General features: G+C 36.1%; 19 protein-coding genes. 4 read left to right on the top strand and 15 right to left on the bottom strand.

The annotated features are described in order from the left end of the window. Positions 1-27 precede the first annotated feature (27 nt). Positions 28-2,004 (top strand): threonine--tRNA ligase, encoded by a 1,977-nt coding sequence (gene thrS / locus ACFIK3_RS05715; protein WP_375657894.1) that lies wholly within the window; start codon positions 28-30, stop codon positions 2,002-2,004. A gap of 1,049 nt (positions 2,005-3,053) precedes the next feature. Here thrS and ACFIK3_RS05710 read toward each other — a convergent pair. The 5 genes from ACFIK3_RS05710 to ACFIK3_RS05690 form a co-directional block, all read right to left on the bottom strand. Further along, positions 3,054-3,557, bottom strand: a complete 504-nt coding sequence (locus ACFIK3_RS05710; RefSeq protein WP_273791376.1) for a MerR family transcriptional regulator — start codon at positions 3,555-3,557, stop codon at positions 3,054-3,056. A gap of 196 nt (positions 3,558-3,753) precedes the next feature. After that, positions 3,754-4,068, bottom strand: a complete 315-nt coding sequence (locus tag ACFIK3_RS05705) for an integration host factor subunit alpha (RefSeq protein WP_273791377.1) — start codon at positions 4,066-4,068, stop codon at positions 3,754-3,756. Positions 4,069-4,145: 77 nt separating this feature from the next. Beyond that, complete coding sequence (locus ACFIK3_RS05700) at positions 4,146-5,120, bottom strand: beta-ketoacyl-ACP synthase III (RefSeq protein ID WP_273791378.1); 975 nt, start codon at positions 5,118-5,120, stop codon at positions 4,146-4,148. A gap of 49 nt (positions 5,121-5,169) precedes the next feature. Continuing rightward, positions 5,170-6,240, bottom strand: coding sequence for a phosphate acyltransferase PlsX (plsX, locus tag ACFIK3_RS05695; protein WP_273791379.1), 1,071 nt, complete (start codon positions 6,238-6,240; stop codon positions 5,170-5,172). A gap of 145 nt (positions 6,241-6,385) precedes the next feature. Further along, on the bottom strand, positions 6,386-6,943 hold the full coding sequence (locus ACFIK3_RS05690) for a DUF177 domain-containing protein (RefSeq protein ID WP_273791380.1): 558 nt from the start codon (positions 6,941-6,943) through the stop codon (positions 6,386-6,388). Between the two features lie 221 nt (positions 6,944-7,164). Here ACFIK3_RS05690 and ACFIK3_RS05685 point away from each other — a divergent pair, with 221 nt between their 5' ends. Beyond that, positions 7,165-7,644, top strand: coding sequence for an outer membrane protein assembly factor BamE (locus tag ACFIK3_RS05685; RefSeq protein ID WP_273791401.1), 480 nt, complete (start codon positions 7,165-7,167; stop codon positions 7,642-7,644). A 75-nt stretch (positions 7,645-7,719) separates the two neighbouring features. Here the strand turns inward: ACFIK3_RS05685 and nusB are convergent, their stop codons facing one another. From nusB to glyA, 6 genes are all read right to left on the bottom strand, one after another. Continuing rightward, positions 7,720-8,190 (bottom strand): transcription antitermination factor NusB, encoded by a 471-nt coding sequence (gene nusB / locus ACFIK3_RS05680; protein ID WP_273791381.1) that lies wholly within the window; start codon positions 8,188-8,190, stop codon positions 7,720-7,722. A 2-nt stretch (positions 8,191-8,192) separates the two neighbouring features. Next, positions 8,193-8,648 (bottom strand): 6,7-dimethyl-8-ribityllumazine synthase, encoded by a 456-nt coding sequence (locus ACFIK3_RS05675; RefSeq protein WP_273791382.1) that lies wholly within the window; start codon positions 8,646-8,648, stop codon positions 8,193-8,195. 81 nt (positions 8,649-8,729) lie between these two features. Beyond that, entirely contained in the window at positions 8,730-9,347 is a 618-nt protein-coding gene (locus tag ACFIK3_RS05670; protein WP_375676367.1) for a riboflavin synthase, read from the bottom strand. Beyond that, a complete protein-coding gene (gene ribD / locus ACFIK3_RS05665; protein ID WP_273791384.1) occupies positions 9,329-10,456 on the bottom strand; it encodes a bifunctional diaminohydroxyphosphoribosylaminopyrimidine deaminase/5-amino-6-(5-phosphoribosylamino)uracil reductase RibD in 1,128 nt (375 codons plus the stop codon). Before ribD ends, ACFIK3_RS05670 begins: the two co-directional genes overlap by 19 nt. Continuing rightward, entirely contained in the window at positions 10,449-10,931 is a 483-nt protein-coding gene (nrdR, locus tag ACFIK3_RS05660) for a transcriptional regulator NrdR (RefSeq protein ID WP_273791385.1), read from the bottom strand. Before nrdR ends, ribD begins: the two co-directional genes overlap by 8 nt. A gap of 11 nt (positions 10,932-10,942) precedes the next feature. Further along, the gene (gene glyA / locus ACFIK3_RS05655; protein WP_375660610.1) at positions 10,943-12,256 is read right to left on the bottom strand and encodes a serine hydroxymethyltransferase; all 1,314 of its coding nucleotides are present in this window, start codon (positions 12,254-12,256) and stop codon (positions 10,943-10,945) included. Positions 12,257-12,580: 324 nt separating this feature from the next. Between glyA and argC the strand changes: the two genes are divergently transcribed. Continuing rightward, positions 12,581-13,513, top strand: a complete 933-nt coding sequence (argC, locus tag ACFIK3_RS05650; protein WP_273791387.1) for an N-acetyl-gamma-glutamyl-phosphate reductase — start codon at positions 12,581-12,583, stop codon at positions 13,511-13,513. Positions 13,514-13,533: 20 nt separating this feature from the next. On the opposite strand, the gene ACFIK3_RS05645 is transcribed toward argC, so the two are convergent. The 4 genes from ACFIK3_RS05645 to hfq all read right to left on the bottom strand — a co-directional run bounded on the left by ACFIK3_RS05645 (position 13,534) and on the right by hfq (position 18,366). Next, positions 13,534-14,610, bottom strand: a complete 1,077-nt coding sequence (locus tag ACFIK3_RS05645; protein ID WP_375637481.1) for a COX15/CtaA family protein — start codon at positions 14,608-14,610, stop codon at positions 13,534-13,536. 147 nt (positions 14,611-14,757) lie between these two features. Then, positions 14,758-16,584, bottom strand: coding sequence for a hypothetical protein (locus ACFIK3_RS05640; RefSeq protein WP_273791389.1), 1,827 nt, complete (start codon positions 16,582-16,584; stop codon positions 14,758-14,760). Between the two features lie 144 nt (positions 16,585-16,728). Then, the gene (hflX, locus tag ACFIK3_RS05635) at positions 16,729-18,072 is read right to left on the bottom strand and encodes a GTPase HflX (protein ID WP_375676366.1); all 1,344 of its coding nucleotides are present in this window, start codon (positions 18,070-18,072) and stop codon (positions 16,729-16,731) included. Between the two features lie 54 nt (positions 18,073-18,126). Next, a complete protein-coding gene (hfq, locus tag ACFIK3_RS05630) occupies positions 18,127-18,366 on the bottom strand; it encodes an RNA chaperone Hfq (protein ID WP_005773461.1) in 240 nt (79 codons plus the stop codon). A 654-nt stretch (positions 18,367-19,020) separates the two neighbouring features. On the opposite strand from hfq, the gene ACFIK3_RS05625 reads away from it, so the two are divergent. Continuing rightward, the gene (locus ACFIK3_RS05625; protein ID WP_375676365.1) at positions 19,021-23,580 is read left to right on the top strand and encodes a hypothetical protein; all 4,560 of its coding nucleotides are present in this window, start codon (positions 19,021-19,023) and stop codon (positions 23,578-23,580) included. Positions 23,581-24,659: the final 1,079 nt, after the last annotated feature.

Below are 24,659 nucleotides of genomic sequence, written 5' to 3'. Positions count from 1 at the left end.
GCGGAATTGGATTAAAAGGGTGTTTTTATGTCTTGCTCTATTTCTCTTTTTTTTCCCGATGGTTCAAAACGTAATTACCCCGCCGAAATGACAGGCTTGGAATTAGCAGAATCTATTTCTAAATCACTTGCAAAAAAAGCAGTCGCCTATAGTCTTAATGGTATCACGCGAGACTTATCGGATCCATTGGGACAATCTGGTCAAGTAGAGATTATTACCCGAGAAGATTCACGCGCTCTTGAGCTCATAAGGCATGATTGCGCCCATGTCCTTGCTGAAGCAGTACAAGAACTCTTTCCTGAAACGCAAGTAACAATAGGTCCTGTTATTGAGAATGGATTCTATTATGATTTTGCACGCCAACAACCTTTTACATTAGATGATCTCACTGTTATTGAAAAGAAAATGCGTGAAATTATCCAGCGCAATAAACCTTTTAGAAAAGAAATTTGGTCTCGTGAAAAAGCGAGAAAAATTTTTTCTGAGAAAAAGGAATTTTATAAAGTTGAACTTATTGATAGCATTCCTGAAAATCAAGATTTAAAAGTTTATTATCAAGGGGAGTGGTTTGATCTTTGTCGCGGACCGCACATGCAATCTACAGGGCAAATTGGGAATGCTTTCAAATTAATGAAAGTTGCAGGAGCTTATTGGCGTGGCGATGCCAATAATCCAATGCTCACGAGAATTTATGGAACAGCATTTGCAAATGAAAATGACTTAAAAGCCTACCTTCATATGCTAGAAGAAGCTGAAAAACGTGATCATCGCCGCTTGGGACGTGAGATGGACTTATTTCACTTTCAAGAAGAAGGGCCAGGAATGATTTTTTGGCACAAAAAAGGTTGGAAAATGTTCCAAAATTTAATCAGCTATATGCGTAGACGCCTTGATGATCATCAATATGCTGAAGTTAATGCACCACAAGTTCTCGATAGGTCACTCTGGGAAATATCTGGTCATTGGGGCTGGTATAAGGAGAATATGTTCAAAGTAATTCCAGCAGCAGAAGATTCAGATCATGGGAATGTTTATGCCCTTAAACCAATGAATTGCCCTGGTCATGTTCAAATTTTTAAACATGGTTTAAAATCTTATCGTGATTTGCCTATTAGACTTGCTGAATTTGGACTTGTTCATCGTTATGAGCCTTCAGGCTCTTTACATGGTCTTATGCGTGTGCGTGGTTTTACACAAGATGATGCGCATATTTTTTGTACTGATGAACAATTAGCCGATGAATGTCTCAGTATTAATGATCTTATTTTATCAACTTATGCTGATTTTGGTTTTAAAGAAATTAGTCTTAAGCTTTCAACACGTCCAGAAAAACGAGTTGGATCTGATGCATTATGGGATCATGCAGAAAGTATCATGGAATCTGTCCTTAAAACGATTGAAACAAAATTTGCAGGACAAATCAAAACAAGCATCCTTCCGGGTGAAGGAGCATTTTATGGTCCAAAATTTGAATATACATTAAAGGATGCTATCGGTCGTGAATGGCAATGTGGAACAACACAAATAGACTTTAATCTTCCTGAACGTTTTGGTGCATTCTATATTGATAAAGATTCAGAAAAACGTCAACCTGTTATGATCCACCGTGCTATTTTTGGATCAATGGAGCGTTTTCTTGGTATATTAATCGAAAATTTTGCTGGACATATGCCACTTTGGCTTTCTCCTGAACAAATTGTTGTTGCAACAATTACATCCGAAGCAAATGAATATGCCAAAAAAATAACAGCAAAACTTAAAGCTATTGGGCTTTCCGCAACAATAGATCTCCGCAATGAAAAAATTAACTATAAAATACGAGAACATTCTTTACAAAAAGTCCCCGTAATTTTGGTATGTGGCAAACGTGAAGCTGAAACAAACAGCGTAAATATGCGCCGCTTAGGAAGTACAAATCAAACCCTTTTATCTGTAGAAGATGCAATTAAACAACTCTCAAATGAGGCAACACCTCCAGATTTGCAACGTGTAATAAATGCATAATATCACAGAAGATGGTAATACGTTAATTTTTTTACTATAAATCTTCAATTTTTGTACAAAATGAAATAATTTGATATTGTAGTGTTTTTGTTTCATGCACAACGACCTATCACCAGAAAGAATCGCGTGCTCTCTCTACAAGGTGGTTTGGTGAAAAAGTTGAATGTAAGCTATGAGCTGTTTAAATGCAAACAACATAGACAATTGAATATTAATAATAACATTAATCTTTTACTTTTATAATGAAAAGATGCTGCTACTATCATGGATAGATCATTACGATAATTATAGCAACATCAAGCAAGAAGGCTGAAAACAAGATTATATTTATTAATAAAAAATATGTAAAATTAGCTGAACAATGATATGTCTTATTCGTAAGATAAGCTCTTATAAAAAGACAAGATATTGATTTATAATGGTAATATATCGTTATTCATATTAAATAAGGTTTCGAATATCATAAGCTTCTCTCGTTTTAAATATGTTTATGTTGAATCTATCAAAATCATTTGCTTGCACGAAACAAGCAGAATGAGTGTGTGGATAAAAATTATTGAGAAAGAACTTTTAAAATGCCCACAATGAACCGCCTAAAGTGCTAAGGATTGTTGCAATCATTGAGGACCGACTATAACTATAATGATGATGCTGACTTGCTTCTTTATAAATGTAAAAATAGCAGTACTCAACGAGTTTACCATTAATCATTCACAAGGCATTATAGTAAAATAAGATTAAGAAGCCTTAAGAAACATCTCTTTAAAACAAGCACATGAATTGGTAAGCCAATGGCATTATACATCCCGCAATCTACACTGATGAGATATTGCCTTAATTTTTATAAAGCTAAATCAAAGAAAAATGGCAAAACTCAGCGTTTATTCTTTCTCCTCTTCATATTTTACCAAATTAAAAACTCTTATAAAAAAACTCGTTAAATATACACATACGATACATGACCACTCGTTGAACGTATTAAACTCTGAGCATATCCATAAAACGTCTAAATATCTACGAAACACATATAAAATAAAAAAACATTATTATTATCGTGCTCTATCAAGAACACGCTTACATTCAATGAGTTCAAACAGAATCTCTTGTAACAATGCTTTATCAGTTTTATCTTTGTAAAGATTCACAGAACCGACAGATGTTTCTCCTTCATTCCTCATGAAACTCAAAAGCCCAAAAGAAGATTTCTTAGGCTTATTACTAGCATTTTCAGAAGTTTGTCCTGCATGTTTCTTTTCTATGACCACATTCATAGCATCAAGATCACCATTACCAAATGCAGTCACAAAAGCAACACCATTTTCTTTCAAAAGGCGTTGCACACCTTTTATCGTATAACCCTGATCATATAGTAACTGCTTAATACCATTGAGCAAATCAACATCGACAGGGCGATAATAGCGCCTTCCTCCCCCACGTTTCATTGGTTTAATCTGCCTAAAACGTGTTTCCCAGAATCTTAAGACATGCTGCGGAAGCTCCAATAACTCCGCTACTTCGCTAATTGTGCGAAAAGCATCAGAGCTTTTATCCATTTTGCAACACCTTATTTAAAACAAAATAAATTACTTCACAATGACTCATTCTGTCTCAATTTCTCAACAAGATTAGTCAAAAATAAGACCATCATTGATACCTTACTCAACAGTCTTTTTCTAAAAAACAAAGACCCTTATTTTATACATTTTTTTAACAAATACCAAACATACCATGGCATTTATTTATGAGATATCATTTTTTCTGTTTTGCACGATGCGAATCTAAAATTCTCTGTTTAAGGACATTGGCAGCCTTAAACGTCACAACACGTCGCGGCGGAATAGGTGCTTCAACACCTGTTTTTGGATTGCGTCCAACACGTTCATTTTTACTGCGAACCTGAAAAGTTGCAAAAGAAGATAATTTAACCGCTTCACCTCTTACAAGTGAGTTGCAAATCTCATCCAAAACCAATTCGACTAAAGCTGCTGATTCAGTATGTGACAAGCCCACTCTTTTACAAACTACGCTCGCTAAATCTGCACGCGTTACTGTCTTACTTGTCATTATAACCACCTATTAAAATATTTAAAATTACAAAATGACTTATACGTTTTCTTGAAATATGGTCAAGTAGCCATAATTTACCAACGAATAAGAATTGCTCCCCATGTAAATCCACCTCCCATGGCTTCTAACATGATAAGATCTCCTTCTTTTATTTTTCCATCGCAAACAGCTGTTGTTAAAGCCAACGGAACTGATGCGGCAGACGTATTACCATGTTGATCAACGGTAATCACAACTTTATCTAGTGAAATTCCCAACTTTTTAGCAGATGCTTCAATAATGCGCTTATTAGCCTGATGAGGTACAAACCAATCTAGTTGTGAAGAATCCATACCTGCAGCTGCAAAACAATCATCAACCACATCCGTTATCATACCAACAGCATATTTAAAAACTTCTCGTCCTTCCATACGCAAATAGCCTGTCGTTTGTGTTGTTGAAGGTCCACCATCAACATATAGCTTATCTATATAAGCACCATTAGAGCGCAGTTTTGCAGACAATATACCACGCTCAAAAGCAATAGTCCCCTCAATTTCTTGAGCTTCCAAAATAGCGGCACCCGCACCATCACCAAACAAAACACATGTCGTACGATCTTCCCAATCTAAAATTCGAGAAAATGTATCGGATCCAATAACTAAAATTCTTTTAGCCGCTCCACATCGTAAATAAGAATCTCCTGTTGTTAAAGCAAAAATAAAACCAGAACAAACAGCTTGAATATCAAAAGCAAATCCATGGCTCATTCCCAAAGCATGCTGAATTTCAACAGCAGAAGCAGGAAAAGTACGATTCGGGGTGGACGTTGCTAAAATAATACAATCAATGTCTTTTATTGTAAGACCAGCATTTATAAGGGCGGCTTGCGCAGCCTCAACTCCTAAAGAAACAGTTGTTTCATTTTCACTGGCAATATAACGTTGGCGTATTCCTGTACGCTGAACAATCCATGAATCTGACGTTTCAACAAACTTTGCAATCTCATCATTTGATAAACTTCTTTTTGGCAAAGCACTTCCTACACCACGTATAATTGAGCGAATCATTCAGCTCTTACCTTTTCTTCAAATTTTTCATTTCTATTATAAGAGCTTATCATAAGGACTCTCCATTCATCACCGCTTCATCTTCTTGGTCAAGAAGTGTTTCTTTATTCTCATGAAACCGCCGTAAATCAGCCGTTATTTTTTTTAAAAGTCCATTATTAACCATTTCATAACCAACGCGGATAGCAGAAGCAAAACCATTAGCATTGGCACTGCCATGACTTTTTATAACAACACCATTCAAACCTAAAAGCACTCCTCCATTCACCCTATCGGGATCCATTTTATGTTTCAGTATACGAAAAGCACCTCGCGATAAAAAATAACCAAGAGATGTTAAAAAAGAACTGCGCAGTGCAGAGTTTAAAATCTCCCCTATCTGTCGCGCAGTTCCTTCTGCGGTTTTTAAAGCAATATTACCAGAAAACCCCTCTGTCACAACAACATCGACCGTTCCTTTTCCAATGTCATTGCCCTCAACAAATCCTTTATATTCCAATCCTTCTAATTGCACTTCACGCAATATCATTCCTGCTTTTTTTATTTCATAAAGTCCTTTAACCTCTTCCACCCCCACATTTAAAAGCCCAACACTTGGTCTTTCAGTGTGATATAAAGCGCGAAACATACCCGCTCCCATAACCGCCAAATCAACCAACTGACTAGCCGAGGCACCTATTGTTGCTCCAATATCTAAAACGATACTCTCACTGCGCAGTGTTGGCCAGATACCCGCAATACCAGGACGCTCAGCCTCTGCAAGCATTTTCAAACAAAAATACGACATGGCCATAAGTGCACCCGTATTACCAGCAGAAATGCAAGCATCAGCTTCACCATTTTTTACCGCTTCAATGGCGTACCACATTGATGATTTACCACGTCCATTACGAAGTGCTTGGCTTGGCTTTTCATCCATGCGTGTATAACTTTCTGTAGGGCAAAAGCGCGATACAGAATCCAAACAGGGATATTTTTTTAAAACCGGACGAACAGCCTCCTCTACTCCATAAAACAGAAAATAAATATTTGATAAATATTTTTGTACAATTGCTGCTCCTGCAATAGCTGCTTCTGGACCGTAATCACCGCCCATGACATCCACAGAAATTCTAATCACGCTTGCATATCCCACATCTTTTCATTTTTAAATACATATTATGATTTTTGGCTCCTGAACACTCACACAGCACATCTTGCGAAAATATCGCTCCGCAGAAATGCCGTTTAGCATACAAATAGATATTTTTTGTATGTTTTTACAATCACTTCCAATTTTTCAAAACAGAAAATGGAGAGAATTTTTGCTCTGCTTCTTCTAAATTTTCAACCATATTCATCTGTATCCCCTCTTTACGTGGATAATGATTAATAGACAACTCAAAAAACTCTTCCATGATTGCACCAATATCAATTTTATCATCATAAAACACTTCAGGAGTATCAAGCCCCTCCACATCTAAAAACAATTCTCCTGTATCCTCTGATATTTTAGGCTTCATCAAATTTGAATCTTCAGGAACAAAAACAACCTCAATATTTTCACAAAGGATATTTTCTAATGGTTCTAATGTAACAACACATAACTGCAGTATACGCGCTTGCAATAGACCTTTTATACGCACTCCGCGTTTTTTCCACGGGAAAATATGGAATTTTCCCTCACAAGATTTTACTTCAATTAAATTATGGTTCTGGGCTAAATGTGTACATTCTTTTTTATTTGCACAAAGATGAACCCTTATACCTTTAGCAGGTAGAGAACGTACGGATATTGGATAAGCCAAAGCAAATGTCATTTGAGGAACATTTTGAACATTCATTGACAACTCCCAAACATAAAAACGCATAAAGCACTGTGTTTTTATTTATCTCAAGTATTTATGCATTTTTTTCTTTTCTAAAGAAATTCTATATGGCATAATTTGCTTTATAACAGGGAAACTCAGTGTAAGCTACGGTAGATTAAGTTAAAATTAGAAAAAACTTGAGGTTGCCTTCTTGTCCTACATCTCAGTATAAAAAGGAGATATCATTGTTTCAAATGCCTCACATAATAGCCTTAATCAAACGTAAATTATTAATTGGTCTATCAATAGCAAGCATAGGAATGCTTGCTGGGTGTAGTCTTCTTGATTCTTCAGGTTCGAGCCAAATTTATAGAGAGGGCTATGTTCTTGATAAAAATGCTTTAAGTTCTATCTCTATTGGCTCAAGTCAAGAGCAAGTTCTTTTAACTTTAGGGACCCCTTCATTAAAAACAAAATATGATAATGAAGTTTTTTATTACATCTCACAGACACGTTATCGTGGGATGCAGTTTATGAAAACAAAGATTATTGATCGCAAAGTTTTAGCCATTTACTTCAATAAAAATAATCAGGTTGCAAAAGTTGCAAATTACGGATTACAAGACGGTCAAGTGTTTGATTTTATTACACAAACAACGCCAACTGTAACAAAAGAACATCCTTTCTTAATTCAAATTATAAAAGGCCCTGCGAATTTGCCACGCCATAACTAAATCATATAGTCTACATACCGTTTCAATATTATAGGTCTGATACTATCAGACCTATAATAGGGGAATTTGTAGCTCTTAGAGGCGAACTTTTTTTGCCATACTGTCGAGAACTGCATTAACAAGTTTTGGTTCATCACCTTCAAAAAACGCCTTTGCTATGTCAACATATTCATTCATGACAACCGCAACGGGGACATCTTTACGGTTGATCAACTCCCATAAACCTGCTCGTAAAATTGCTCGCAATATAGAATCAAGACGTGAAAGAGACCACTCTGCTGAAAGCTGTTGATGAAGCAGAGGATCAAGCTGCTTTTGATCTTTTACAACACCCGTTATAATCGCCAAAAACCATTGAAAATCAGCTTCAAGATACTGCTCTCCATCAATATCTTTTCCCAAGCGATAAGCCTCATACTCAGCTGCCGTTTCCAACACCCCCGAACCCACGATATCCATTTGATAGAGTGCTTGAACTGCAGCGAGTCTTGCTGCTCCACGTTTATTGGCTGAACGCGGAAAATGTCTGCTTTTTATATCAGCCATATTTAACGATTATCTCCAAATCTCTTTTTTAGAGCGATCATACATAAAGCAGCTTCAGCCGCAAAACCACCTTTATTTTTATCATCTAGTTTTGCACGCACCCATGCTTGTTCTTCATTTTCAACAGTCAAAATACCATTTCCAATAGCCAAGTGCTGATGAACAGTTAAATCCATCAATGCACGACAAGAATCATTAGCAACAATTTCAAAGTGATATGTTTCACCCCGAATAACACAACCAAGAGCAACATAACCATCATACGATATCTTATTTTTTTCAGCAAAAGCTATTGCACTTGGTATTTCTAATGCTCCAGGAACCGTTACAACATCATAACTTGCTTCAGCTTTTTGCAAAGTATTCACTGCACCTCTCAAAAGCGCATCAGAAATCCCCTCATAAAAACGTGCTTCAACAATCAATACGTGAGGCTTTTTACGTATCTCTTTCATCATAATGGAATTCCACAAAAAACGAATCAAAAAAATCAGGGTTATAAAGCATAAAATTCTGAAAACGATCAAGAAAGTTTTGGCTTATTCATCTTCTCTTTTTAAAGCTAAAGTTTTTGCAGCATAACGAGCAAGTTGATCAATTTCCAAATTGACCCGATCTCCAATTTTAGCTTGTCCCCACGTTGTCATTTCGAGTGTATGGCGAATAATAAGAACATCAAAAACACAGTCCTCAACACCATTAACAGTTAAAGATGTCCCATTAAGAGCAATAGATCCCTTATTAACAATGAAAGGCATAAATTGTCTTGAAACTTTTAAATAAAAACGAATTGCATCCCCTTCATTTTTTTGATCAATGATTTCAGCCAAACCATCAATATGACCAGAAACCAAATGTCCTCCCATTTCATCACCCAATCGAAGCGAACGTTCCAAATTAACAAAAGTTCCTTTTATCCATTGTGCAAGATTCGTTAAACGTAATGTTTCTTCCCACGCCTCGACAACAAACCAATTGGAATCTTCTTGTTTTAATCCTCGTTCTACAATTGTCAGACAAATTCCTGAACAAGCAATTGACGCGCCAATTGCTAAGCTTTCTATAGCATAGCGGGTAGAAATCTTTAAACGCATCCCCTGCTTTAAAGGTTGAACATCTTCAACACAACCAATATCCGTTATAATTCCTGTGAACATAATGTCTTACGTCTCCATTTATAAAAACGGTCATTTCCAAACATTCTTGTCTCAATCTCATGAAACTGCGAGAGATAATTTCCAAAATGAGGGGCTTCAATACGATTTTTGCCTAAAACAATGGGGGTATGAAAACATATCAAATGATCAACACAACCAGCATTCAAAAATTTTTCCCCTGTCTTGACGCCCCCTTCCAATAAAACACTATTAATCCCATGTTTATAAAGCATCTGTAAAAGAGCAAAGGGTTCTACACAACCATTGTTCATCTCGACCGAATAAACAGACACACCATATTGCTCCAATGCATTTTTTTTGCTTTTCTTTGAAAGATCCACATCACAAATAACCCATGTAGGAATTTTTATGGCTGTTTGGACAACTTTTGCATCAAGGGGGATAGATAAATCTGCATCCAAAATAATACGAATTGGTGAGCGCATCTCCATCCCTGGCAAGCGGCAATTGAGTTGTGGATCATCTGCTAATATAGTACCAATACCAACGAGGATAGCATTATTTTGAGCACGTAGAATATGCGTATGGGCATGAGAAAGTGTTCCACTAATTTTTACGCTGCCCTTCTCTCTTTTTCCAACACCATTATCGGCAGAAATTGCCATTTTAAAAGTAACCGCACAGCGTTGTATCTTCCTTATGCACCAATGCGTCCATAAGGATTCAAAAGCCTCTTCAGCTAAAATGCCCTCAACCACTTCAATACCCGCCGCTCGTAAAAGAGCAATACCATGACCATCAACACGCTTGTCACAATCAGTCAGCGCAACAACAACTCGAGAAACACCTGAATCAATAAGTGCATTCACACATGGCGAAGTTTTTCCATAATGCGCACAAGGTTCTAAAGTAACGTAAGCAGTCGCTCCTTGAGCCAAAGAACCTGCCATGTGTAAAGCTTGCACTTCCGCATGAGGACTCCCATGAATAGCTGTTACGCCATAGCCAACAATAAAAGCTCCCGCACCATTATCGTTTTGCACAATTAACGTACCAACAGAAGGATTCCCACCTGTAAGACCGACATGACGTTCTGCTAAACGAATAGCTGCAGCCATAAACCGTTCATCTTGCACTTTTTTATTCATCAAAACGAGATTCTGTATCCGCGATACCCTTTGACAATTCATCTATAACATCGTGAAAATCGCTTGCATTACGAAAATCTCGATACACAGAAGCAAAACGAATATAAGCAATATCATCAATTCTCTTCAATGCTTCCATCACAAGACGTCCAATTTTTTCTGAAGAAATCTCTGGTTCTCCCAAACTTTCAAGCTGACGTACAATGCCAGAAATTGCTCGTTCAATATGATCAGGATCAATATTGCGCTTACGTACAGCCACATCAACTGATCGCATTAACTTATCACGATCGAAGGGTTCACATCGTCCACTTTTTTTAGCAACCAAGAGCTCGCGCAACTGAACACGTTCAAAAGTTGTAAAACGACCACCACAAACGGAACACACACGACGGCGGCGAATCACTGCCCCCTCTTCTGCTGGACGTGAGTCTTTAACCTGTGTATCCTCATATTGGCAGTAAGGACAGCGCATCCTTTGTATCCTTAACGAGTGCTAAGATAAGAGTAAAGAGGAAATTGATTCGTTATATCTTTTACCTTTTTCTCAACAGCCATTTCAACAGCATGATTATCTTCATCACTTTTTGCGCTCCGAAGACCATCAAGAACTTCTGAAATCAGATGACCAACTTGAATAAACTCTTTTTCTAAAAAACCACGCGTTGTGGTAGCAGGTGATCCCAAACGAATTCCCGATGTTATAGATGGCGTTTCAGAATCAAAAGGAATACTATTTTTATTGCAGGTAATATGAGCGCGTCCCAAAGCCAATTCAGCACGTTTACCTGTTAGATTTTTGGAACGTAAATCAACCAACAACAAATGATTATCTGTACCACCAGAAACAATATTAAAACCATTACTCTGTAATGTTTTTGCTAAAGTTTTCGCATTAGCGACAACATTGGCACTGTAGCTCTTGAAAGAGGGACGCAAAGCCTCCTCAAACGCAACAGCCTTTGCGGCAATCACATGCATTAAAGGACCACCCTGAAGACCAGGAAAAATTGCAGAATTAATTTTTTTGGATAAAGCCTCATCATTTGTCAATATTAAACCACCACGAGGACCTCGAAGCGACTTATGTGTTGTTGTTGTTACAATATGCGCATGTGGAACAGGTGAAGGATGCACGCCACCAGCAACAAGACCAGCAATATGAGACATATCAACAAGTAGATGAGCACCAATCTCATCTGCAATTTCACGGAATCGCTTCCAGTCCCATAGCCGTGGATAAGATGAGCCACCCGCTATAATAAGTTTGGGCTTACGCTCTTTTGCCAGCTGCTCAACTTCATCCATATCAATAATCTGATCTTCTCTACGTACACCATAGGAAACAACATCAAACCATTTTCCTGACATATTAACAGATGAACCATGCGTAAGGTGACCACCAGCATTTAAATCTAATCCCATAAATGTGTCATTAGGCTTCAGTAAAGCTAAAAAGACAGCTTGATTCATTTGGCTACCAGAATTAGGCTGTACATTCGCAAAAGCAGCACCGAAAAGCTGTTTTGCCCTTTCAATGGCTAAATCTTCAACGACATCAACAAATTGACATCCACCATAGTAGCGGTTTCTTGGATAACCTTCTGCATACTTATTAGTTAAAACAGACCCCTGCGCTTCAAGAACCGCTCTTGAAACAATGTTCTCTGAAGCAATCAGTTCAATTTCATGTTGTTGACGCTCAAACTCCCCTCTAATTGCATCAAAAATTGCACCATCAACAGTTTGTAAACTATCATTAAAAAAGCGCTTTTGTGCGTCATTTTCTTGCTGAGTCATAAAACACATTCCTAACATAAAAAAATAAAGTCAAGAAACGATAACACAGCAAACCATGCAAACCAAACATTTTAAACTACTTACACTCAAAAATAATGAAGCAAATATTTATCTTATTCTTTGTTATAAAAACAGCGAAAAACTTCCCTCTCAAGAATGGTAAAAAATGAGATTACATTTCTTTTTTTTACACTCTTAATTTGTTTACACCTTTTACAAAAAATATCTATAATCTAAAGAAATTCAATAATTTAATGATTAGAAATAATTTATAATGTGAAAAGCTGAATATAATAGGCAAAGTTAATACGAAGGCAAATAAGAATGCTAACCAAAGTTTTTATTGATGGTGAACATGGCACAACCGGACTACAAATACAAAAACGCTTAGAAAGGCGTACAGATTTAAAACTACTCTCTCTAGCTCATAAAGATCGCCATAATGTTCATCTGCGACAAGACTATCTTAATCAAGCCGATATTGCTATTTTGTGTCTTCCAGATGATGCTGCACGCGAAACAGTTCATTGGCTTAAAAAAAATAAAAACATTAGGATTATTGATAGCTCGACAGCCCACCGTGTTGCACCAGACTGGGTTTACGGTTTTCCTGAAATGACAGCAGGACAAAGAAAGCGCATCCAAGCTGCACATTATGTAACCAATCCCGGATGCTACCCTACCGGGGCCATTAGTTTGATTCGCCCCCTCCGTGAAGCAGGACTACTAGACGCCTATTATCCCATCTCGATTAATGCAATCTCCGGCTATACTGGTGGTGGGAAACAGTTGATTTTACAAATGGAAAATCAATCTCAACAAAATATTCAGGACAATTATTTTATCTATGGTCTTAATCTTGAACACAAACATGTGCCAGAAATCAAAATCTATGGACAAATCAATCAAACCCCACTTTTTATACCAAGTGTGGGTCGTTTTTCTCAGGGAATGATTGTGAATCTTCCTCTGCACCGCCATTTATTCACAAAATCAGCAAACTGTTCTGATTTGCGCGAAATTCTCGCAAACCATTACGATGGACAAAATACCATTTTAGTTGCATCACAAGAAGAAACTGCTTCACTTCAAAGACTTAATCCAGAGTGTTTAGCCAATAAAGATGATATGAAACTGTTCGTATTTGGAAATGATCGTGAAGGTATTTTTAATCTCAGCGCCATATTCGATAATTTAGGAAAAGGCGCATCAGCTGCGGCTATACAAAACCTCGATTTAATGCTTTCAAGCGACTAAACCTCCTTAAACACAAACTTTTATTCAACAACGCGATATGCCCCTTTTGTTGCTCGCCAGTGCGCAACCGCAAAACATAACACTGCTAGTGCCATACTTTGATGAATGAGCCCTAAACTTATCGGAACCTCATGTAACAGTGTTAAGATACCCAAGAGTGCTTGGATAATAATCATAACACAGATAAGAAATGCACGACGAGAATGGGTTGAATGTGGAACATTTTTTTGTACATAGAAAGCATGAACAACTGAGACAATAAATAAAAAATAAGAAAAAAACCGATGAATAAATTGAACCATTAAGGAATTTTCGAATAAATTGAGCCAAACAGGATGATGCTGCAACAATCCATCAGGAATAATCTGCCCATCCATAAGCGGCCATGTATTATAGACTTTTCCAGCATGAAGCCCTGCAACCAAAGCTCCGAAATAAATCTCTATCAAGACGAGAATAACAAGCCAAGCCGCAAAATATTGCACCTTTTGATTTGCTGGCTTTTCTGAGTATTCTGCAAGTCCTCGAGATAAATAAGTAACAAAAACAATAACAAAACATGCCGTTATAAGATGAAATGCCAAACGATATTGGCTCACACTTGTTAAATTACTTTGCCCAATCCCTGAAGCAACCATCCACCAACCAATAAAGCCTTGAAAGGCGATAAGAATAGGCACGACAATAAGCGGAAGTAAGATATTTTTTTCAACACGCTTAGTCGCCCAAAACCAAATGAGCCCCAATAAAGCAACAAGACCAACAAGACGCCCAAGAAAACGATGCGCCCATTCCCACCAAAAAATGACCTTAAAAGCACTTAAAGTCATATCAGGATTAAGCAGCTTATACTGTGCTATCTGTTGATATTTTAAAAATTCCTCTTGCCATTGATCCGCACCAATCGGTGGAATAACGCCATGTATTGGCTTCCATTCCGTTATAGATAATCCTGATCCCGTCAAACGAGTAGCGCCACCCACTAAGACAATTGCCAAACAAAGCAATAAAATAGAGTAAAGCCACACCTGTATTTGTTTTCTATTTTTCTTTTGCACAGGTGTTAAAATGCTATTGTTTAATCTCTTTACTGCCATCTCTGATTGCCCCACGCTTCTCTCCAACTAAAATGCATTTTAAAATTTAAACATTAACTCTTTGTCTATTTTAGTATGTACTACAACTTTAGCAAAAAACAAGCATACCACTATAACATGCGATACATATTTCTTTTTTTACGAAGCTTATGATGCAACAATGCGATAAACAGTCTTTGGAAAGCTGTCTACCATCCGCATCATCCATTCTTGTTCATTAAGAACAGTATTACAAATATAATAGTCTGTTAGCTCTGCAAATTGCTCAAATCCATATTTTGGTTCACTTGCCATCTCTAGGATGATAAAATCATATTCTTTTTTAAATTCTTGTAATATATGAGAAATATCATTTGAAAAATCTTGTGCAGAAATAGCACTTGTTAACCCCTGAGGAAGAATATCAACCCCCGTATCATAATCACGGTAAATAACATCATGCAACTTGGCATTGCCTGTTAAAATATCACTCAGTCCGCGATGTGGGCCAATGACTTTCTCTATTTGTTGACCAGAAATATCGACCAACAAAATTGTTTTATTCTCTTTTGTGAGATGAAGTGAAAGCTTTGCCGCTGTCCGTGCAGCCTCTGGTCCAATGATTGAAACAATGGTTGAAGCACGCCATTTCAAAACATCAGATAATCCCTCTATCGTAATAAAAGCTTCAAAATTTTTCATTTCTTGAGAGACTAAAATACTCTCATTCTTCTTAAGAGCATTTTCTTTTGATCTCAAATCCTCTTCTGAGAGTTGGTCTTTTTTGCTTTTAAAGCACGGATAAAATAACAATATTCCTAGCAAAAGAGTAAGGAAGCTGGCCAATGCACTCACAAGAATATTTTTTCCATAAAGAGCCATAAAAGAAATTGGTGCTAACGTTGTTGGCATAACCACGTGGATATTTGTATTTTGTAAGAGAAGAGGATCATCACTCAATCTCCGATATGAATCAATAATTTTTTCTCTTCGTTGAGCAGACTTGCTCATCGCTTCATTTTGTGCATCGACTGCTGCTTTTATTTTATTTTCAAACTCGTTAAATATTTCATTCAAAGATTGGGATTGATCTTTTACAAAAAAGTTCATTCTTTTTTTGAGCTGTTTTTCTAATTCCGTTGCAATAACCTCATCTGAATGAACTTGATAAACGATTTGTAAAATTTTATTTTTTAATTGATGAGAAACTGTCTCTAATTCTGCAGTCATCGCTTTAATTTGAGGATGTGTCCACCCCAATTGCGCAGCCATATGTGCTCTTTGTGTTTCCAAGAGGTCACGTTTAGATTCCAGAGAAACAATTGCTGAATTGCCTGCAATAAACGATAAAGACAGTAAAGACTGCCCATTTTCACGCATCATATTAATTGTTGAATTCAAACTTGTTAAATGAATACGCTTTAAAGTTGCTTGCGTTAATTGCATCGAAAGATCATGAAGCTCTGTTTGTTTTACACCATGCTGAATAAAAGAATCAACAGATTTACGAAATTCCTGCACGATATTAACGATTGCAGTATTATCATATTGTTTGTCTTCTAATTTATCATTTAACAAAAATTGTTTCTGTTTTATGATTGCTTGTGAAAATGCGGAAAACCAAGTTTCCAACCCACGTTGAGCTGCTTCAAGTGTCTCGGCTTCAAAAGTAAGATCGATAAAATCACCATGACGCGATAAATGGATATTTTCATGATTTTTTTTCTTATAAGAAGCACTTAAAGAAAAATTCGAATCATTGAAGAACATAGGCTGTGAAAACAAAAAAGCGATAACATCGTCTTGCTTTTTAATTGGTAATGGTTTTCCTACAGAATCAGATAATGAAAATACTAAAGTTGCTTGGTAACCACGGGGCTGGACAAAATAATACAACCAAATCAAAGATACACATAGCATTTGTAATAGCAAAACAATCAAAATGCTTCGCCATACGGTACGTACGAATAGTCTTTTATTACACTTAAGACTCATCTTTATTTTAACCAGCAAAATACTTCTTCATATTGTTTTATTAAGAGAAAGTAGTAACTATCCTCTTAATTTGCTGTCATATTATTTTGAGATAAGAAAAACATAAAATTTAAGCATAAATGTTCAACAATAGCTTTAAAGAACTTAATTCATATTTTTTTTGATATTCTCTAATTGCTTTTTTGCTTCAGAAGTAATAACGGCTCTAATGGTAATAGACCCATCATCATGTCCTTCTTGCACTATTTCCGCAGAGTTTTCATAAAACCAATCGATAAGCGACATTTCATGAGGCTGTAAAAGATATTCAATGCTTTGCACCTCTCCAAAAATTCGCACTTCAATGGCTCTTAATAATTGATCAAGTCCATCCCCTTTAAGTGCTGATACCATGAGAGCAGGATTTAATCGTGTTTTTGCGCTTGTTTGTAAAACACTCAATGCTTGCCCATCCAACATATCAATCTTGTTCCAAACTTCTATGATATGCTCCATATCATCAATATCGATATCGAGACTTGAAAGCACTTCTAAAACATCTTGAGCATGTGCTCGATGATCAAGATCTGACATATCTCTTACATGAAGAATGAGATCCGCTTCAACCACTTCTTCAAGGGTTGCTCTAAAAGCTGCAATCAAATTTGTTGGCAAATTAGAAATAAACCCTACAGTATCAGACAAAAGAATAGTTTTTCCATGGGGAAGGACAACTTTGCGCAAAGTCGGATCAAGCGTTGCAAATAACATATTTTTTGCTAAAACATCTGCACCGCTTAAACGGTTAAAGAGAGTTGACTTTCCTGTATTCGTATATCCTACCAGTGCCACAACAGGATAAGATGTTTTTTTCCTTTTTGCTCTATGAAGTGCACGTGTTTTAATAACCGTTTCTAATTCGCGGCGAATACGAATAATTTTCTCTTGTAAAAGACGCCTGTCTGCTTCAATTTGCGTCTCACCAGGTCCACCTAGGAAGCCACGCCCCCCCCGTTGCCTTTCCAAGTGTGTCCAACTACGCACAAGCCTCCCTTTTTGATAGGACAAACGCGCTAACTCTACTTGCAAAACTCCTTCTTTTGTTCGTGCACGATCCCCAAAAATTTCAAGAATCAAAGCCGTTCTATCGATAACTTTACAATTCCATAATTTTTCTAAATTACGCTGCTGTACTGGCGTTAAAAAGTGATCTACAATCGCAAGCTCAATAGAATATTCATCTATATAACAGGTTAACGCATCTACTTTACCTTTTCCAAAGAGAGTCGCAGAGCGAGGCGTTGCAATATTAATCGTTTCATAATTAACAACTTCTAACCCTATAGCACGCGCTAACCCTAATGACTCTTTAACACGAGAAGATACAGAACACTCTCTCAAAGAGCTTTCACTTCTATTTTCTTGAAAAAACGGTATCAAAACAAGTGCGCGCACCTGTCCTGTGTTCTGCGCAAATACCCCTCCTAATCTCTCATTTTCATTTATCATAGCAATCTAAGTACTTTTAAAATGGGATAAGAGGTCTATCTTAAAATGATATGTTTACTCAGGACTTTCACCCTCAAACATCTGTACAGGCTGCCCAGGCATAATCGTAGAAATAGCATGCTTATAAACCAATTGCGCGTGTCCATCTCGGCGTAAAAGAACACAAAAATTATCAAATGAAGTTACAATACCCGTGAGTTTAACGCCATTGACAAGAAAAATTGTAAGGGAAATTTTTTGCTTACGCACCGTATTTAAAAACACATCTTGTAGGTGTTGTGATCGCTCTGCCATTATTCTTACACCTTTATCTAGATTGCATAAAATATTCGTGCATGCATATCGACTGAAAAATATCCAATTGTCAACGTAGAAGCTTCAAAATTCAGCAACAAACAACTGAAATTAGAGAAAAAACGGCTCTTTAAGGCAATAATAAAGTACAGCTTACGAAAAGCTATACTAAATTAAAAATTTTTCCACGTTTACTTTTTTATGAGCTTACAATTCAAAGGCATACTTTTATACGTCCTAAGCTATTACAGACTATATGTGATGATGAAACTGCTTCGTTTAGAATCAATAAAAGTAAGCGGACAACAACATTTATTAACGATTATCGGTATTAAAGAGAGGCGTTCGCACCTTACTGTATATATAACTGCTATTAAATTGTCCTTATTTCAAAGACTGCCGGCTTATAAAGCTTTTTATAAACACAAGTTGTAAACAGTATTTTTGTTTTTGTTAGATTTAAATAATAAATTGTTTTTACTATATTTTATAACATTTTTAAACAGGGTATAAGAAACTGCGTTAACTTTATCTTGATAAGTTTTTAAAATTTTTCCCTAAGCATATTCCTTTCTAAATAATTAACAGCTAGTATATAGAAATTATGTGGAAGAGGACGTATCCCTTTTCCGGCTGTAAGAGTACGAGGCGAGTATGGCACGCAGAACCAAATTGCAAACATTTGAAGTTGAAGTTGAAGAAGCCCTCACAAAAGCTATGAACTTTGATTTCGATGACACAGGATTTGAAACGATATCATCCAATAATTCTGAAAATGTTGTTAATGTTGATGATCTGATTCAAAAAATTGCAATGGCAGAAGAAGAATTTTTTGCTGAAAACGGTACGTCAACTTTTGTTTCTAATATTCATGATGAAGCTGTTATTGATAAATCCGTTGTTGAACAGCTTTTTGCTCCAAAACCTTCACCTGATATTTCAGGTGGAACTGTTCATAATACATTATTGCCTACAAAACTTCTTCCTGCAAATGATGATATAACAACCCCTATAAATTTTGGACCATTCAAGCAGCGTTCTTCCTCTCGAGTCTACTGGTATACAACAGCGCTTAGTGCTTTATGGGCAACGGGAGGAGCTTTTATTGCGCATAAGCTCGCACCTACCGGACTCAGCTCCTTATCCAATATCAGCACTTTTGTTACATCCCCAACAGGACTTGCTGTAGCAGCCGGAACAGCAATTCCTATCCTTATATCTTGGGGCGTTGCTCAATTAACAAAACGTTCAAACGACTTGCATAATATTGCGCTTCTTATGACCAATGCTGCACAGCGCCTTAGTGAACCACAACATCTATCTGAAAAACAAGCTATTGCTATAGGGCAAACCATTCGTGAAGAAGTAGCGGCAATGAACGAAGGTATTGAACGTACCCTCGGACGTGCTGTTGAACTTGAAGCAATCATACAAGGTGAAGTTCACAATCTAGAACAAGCCTATGCTGAGAATGAATCACGCATTCACACATTAATCAAAGAATTGAGTAATGAACGCATAGCCATTTTGAATCACGCAGATCGCGTACAATCAACAATTAAAGGAACCCAAGAACAACTGAGTGATGAATTTGGTTTGGTTACCTCTAACATTGTGACCAATGTTGAAAAGCTTGCACAAACCCTTTCTCAAACTTTACAAAAACAAGGTGAAGACCTTGTTGAAAAACTTTCCTATGCCGGTGATGGCGTAACAAATCAACTTGTTGAAAAATTTAACAAAACAACAACACAAATTCAGCAGAAAAACACGGAATTTTTTCATGAATTAGGAAAAAACTTTGATGGTTTTGCAAAACGATTTGATCATAATGAAAAACAAATAGAAAAAACCTTTAATGAAACAGCTGAAAAAGCGGAAGTACATGTTGCTAAAATTGCAACACATATACAAGCAGTAACAGATCAAACTTTGCACGCTGTCGATGAAAAGTTTAAAGCCTTGGATAAAGCTCTTATTGATCGTAATAATCAATCTCTACAGAATTTTGATGAGAAGATCTTAAAGCTCGACGACCAAGCACATAAACTCTCTTCTAAATTTGATAACGTAACCTCGCAAGCAATTGGAGCCTTTGAACAACGTTTAGCAACTGTTGATCTTTCTCTTAAAGAACATAGTGATTCCATCATTGATTCCTTTATAGAACGCAGTCAGGCTTTAGAGGATAATGCTGAAAAACTTGGTAACTTCTTGGAAGCTCATGTCTTGAAAATAAATGAGAACCTCCAAGAAAAAACAGCAGACATTACCCATGCATTTACAAATGGACGTGAAGCCATTCTTTCTGCAATTGATAAAAGTAAAGAAAGTCTGAGAGAAGAAATTCAATATGTCGACAATGCCATTGTTGATATCATACAAGAACGTTCACAAGATTTTAAAGTACAACTTTCTGATCAACGAGCTCTTATGGCAGACATGCTCGATAACGAGAAAAATAAAATTGCGGATACATTAAGAAATCAAATTGATGTTTTGTCCCAAAATACTTCTCATATTGAAAAAGTTTTGGCTGATAATGTTCAAGTCGTTGATAAACAAGCTGAAAATCATATTACAAACATCATTCAATGCACTGAAAAGCTACAAGATGTCATTGTACAAAGCTGCAATACAACCCAAGATGCTTTAGAAGCACAGGCGAGAAATATTGATATCCGTGCCGATGCTCTGCGCGACTCTTTAGCGATTAATAGTTTTTCTCTCAATGAAGTTCTTGCCGATCAAGCACGCACACTTGAGCAACGCATGGAAACAATCCATAACCTCATTGCAAAAAGTGATATACGTGTCGATGTTGCATTGAAACAACAAATAGATTTAGTTGAGAGTGCAATTGTCGCCAATAATAAAAACATTACTGAAACGGTTCAAGATCATATCAGAAACCTTGAAAACCATGCCGAAATTTTAAAGAATACTCTTTCTCAATCGAGTGGTGTTTTCTTTGAAACCCTTGAAACACGTATGGAATCATTTGATACAGATCTAGAAGATCGTGCACACAAAATTTTTGAACGAACAACAACGCTAGAGGAAACATTATCTGAAAAATTCAGCCAAATCTGTGAAGCCATTGATATGCAAACATCTGTTATTGAGGAACGTTCTGACACGTTAAAAACGTCTCTCATTCTTAATAATGAGCAAAGTCAGATAATTCAACAAGCGCTGGAAAGTAGTGTTGACAATATGCGTGTAACCTTAGAAGACTCTGTTAATACAGTTACAGATAACCTGCATAATAAGATTATAAAAGCTTCTGATATTCTTTCTTCTACGAGTGAACAAATTCTTTCATCTGTTACAAATGTTACTGCACAAGCAGAAAATATTCTCTCAGAATCAGGCAATCGCATTGTATCAAATGTCAAAAAAACTGTTTATGATACCAGTGAAAAAGTTCTGTCCGTTCTGTCTGAACAAACAGCGCATACTGTTGAAGCTTTCGCAACAGCCAGTCATAATGCACAAGCATTATTGAATGAAACTATTCACACATCAACAACAGCAATAGAGCAAGTCCTTAATGAACGCTGTGATGTTCTTCATCACTCTATGCAAAATCTTAAAAATAATTTAGGATATCAGCTCTCTGATGTCACGAGCCGTCTGGAAGATGCTGGAAATCAAACAACAACACAAATTTCACAACATGTTGGAAAAATAACAGAGCTTACAAATCACTTAAATCAAGCAGCGCAAAATACGACAGAATCAATTGATTCTTTAACACAGCATATCGGTGAACAACTCTCTCTTTCCACACAAGATGCTGAACAAAGAATTTATGCACATAATGAATCTTTAGTGAATAGCTTAACCAAAGCCAACTCTGAAACACTTCAAACAATAACGATTATGAAGGAAGAACTTGTTAATAATGTCTCATCCATCTTAACACAGTTGAATCAATCAATTCACAATTTTCACGAAAATAGTAATGTTTTATTATCGGCTGTTCAAAATATTGATGGGCAGTTTAATGAGAGTACGAATAATTTTTTCCGCAACACGGACCAAGTAGCAGAGCGTTTGTCAGCCTCAAATCAAGCGCTCAATACTAATGTTGAAATTCTGCAAGGACTTTCAAAGAGTACCTTTGAACAAATTAATCATATAACGAGCAGTTTTGGTGAACATGCAAAGACACTTTCCCAAACTATTCATGTTCTTGAGCAGTCTGAAAATTCACTTAGTGCAACACTTGAAGAAAAACATAATACGCTTTCTGTATTAAGCGATGCTCTTGTTTCAAAGTCTCATGAAATTAATCAAATGATTGGGCATTATGAAAAAATCTTCAACTTAGCACTTGAACGCTCTGATAAGAATGCGCGTAATTCTACAAATTCATTCCAACAATCACTTAATAAGCTTGTTAGTGAAGCATCAACGCGTTTTTCAGAAGCAGCAGAAGATATACGTCGCTCCGCTGATGAAGTTCGTTTAGAGCTTTCAAAGATTAATAATGATATCAATGAAAATGTAAAAAAACTTCCAGAAAAAACAAAAGAAACAACGCAAACAATTCGCACAGCTTTGAATGAACAGATTACAGCGTTACAAGATTTAGTCAGTGTTATACAAAATGATCAAAAGAGCGTACAAAAACAGCTAATATCAGCATTTCCTACATCATCAATATTTAATCAAAAAAGTGACAGTTCCACTGAGTCTGTTAAAAAGATTGTGCCACCTAAGCCTATCTTGCAACAAGATCAAAGCAAAAAAAGACCAAATAAATGGGTATCAAATCTCTTAGAAAGAGCTTCACGTGAAGAAACATTTTATGATGCTCCCCCTAGTGATGATGTTTTAACATCAGTGCAAACAAAACCATCTCCTGCAAACTGCTCTCTTAATTCATTAGCTTCTGGTATAGTGCAAGCTATTAATCACAATGCCATTGTTGAGCTATGGGATCATTATCAACGTGGACAAAAAAACATCGTAACAGAACGCCTTTATACCTTAAATGGACAAAAAATATTTGAAATGATTAAGAAAAAATATATGAGCGATTTTGGGTTTAAACGTTCAGTGAATCAATATGTTACAGATTTCGAAAAGCTCTTACGTGATATATCGCGCAGTTCTGGCTCTTCCAACTCAGTTCGCAAGTACTTGATATCAGATACCGGAAAAGTTTACACTATGCTTGCTCATGCAAGTGGTCGAATCCAATAACAAATAAGAAAAGTGGAAAAAATATTTTTTCCACTTTCTCTCTCTCTCCAGTTGTTTTAATGGCTTATCATAGAGTACTTTTCTTTCAACTGTAGCTTTGTACTTCAAAGGTTGGGATAATTGGCATGCGAGTTTTCTTTGATATCCTAAGCAATAACCTTAAAGAAGCGTAATGGCTTATCAAACAACATATCATTCTAAGAATGATAAAGCATGTTTTCTATTTCCTTATCTTTTTCTTAACTTCTTTATTTTTCATAGTTTCATAAAGGTACAAAATCGGTAATAATTATTTTATTAATTGTGAAAAAAATTCATGCTTTTGTATTAAAATAGCTTATAGAAACACTTCTATTTATTTTTTTAATGTTTTTATCCACATATTACTCTCGTTTGAATTATGTAAGTAAATGTTTTTTTATTATATTAGGTGAATTTGAAATAAAAGAAGCTTATTGTATTCAAATTTTCTATTCAATATACGAGATGATTCATTATAAATTATAAAGTAACGCATTATACGGAATATATGAACTTTAGGTATAAAACATGCAATTACAGCTGTTTCGGATATACTTTTCGTTTATTAAAACACAGATTTGTAAGTATATTAAAAATATACAGCTCGCATTATTAAGAGTTCAATTGAATAATAAACAAAATGACTTCCATTTTTAAAGTTCCAGTTTCCTTTTAAATAGCTGCAAAAACAATTTATAAATTGCAAATTGTTATTTAAAATTTCTTCTATCTCCCTATAGAAATTTAAATAAAGAAGATGACGTTAATAGAAAACACTCTTCTTTTTTTTCCTTAATTTGTAAGCATTGCAAAAAAAATAATGGCTTGGTAATGTAATCATTAGTAATATTTTATTTGTTTGTAGACTAATCAATTTTTACGCGTTTTATTAAGGAAAGAAAAAGCTAATCGTGCTGCTATCAATGAAATTATTCATTGTGCACAAACAAAAAGAATCATCAAACTGGTTTTACGATCCAGAAGAGTTTTCTCATACTCATGCATTTTGATATTCAGAGAAATGAGGATCTATTAGTGGACAAAACCTTATCGTAGAT

Origin of the sequence: Bartonella sp. CB10SXKL, assembly GCF_042195515.1 — a bacterium.
Classification (GTDB): Bacteria; Pseudomonadota; Alphaproteobacteria; order Rhizobiales; family Rhizobiaceae; genus Bartonella.
This window is presented reverse-complemented; position numbering and strand designations above follow the sequence as displayed.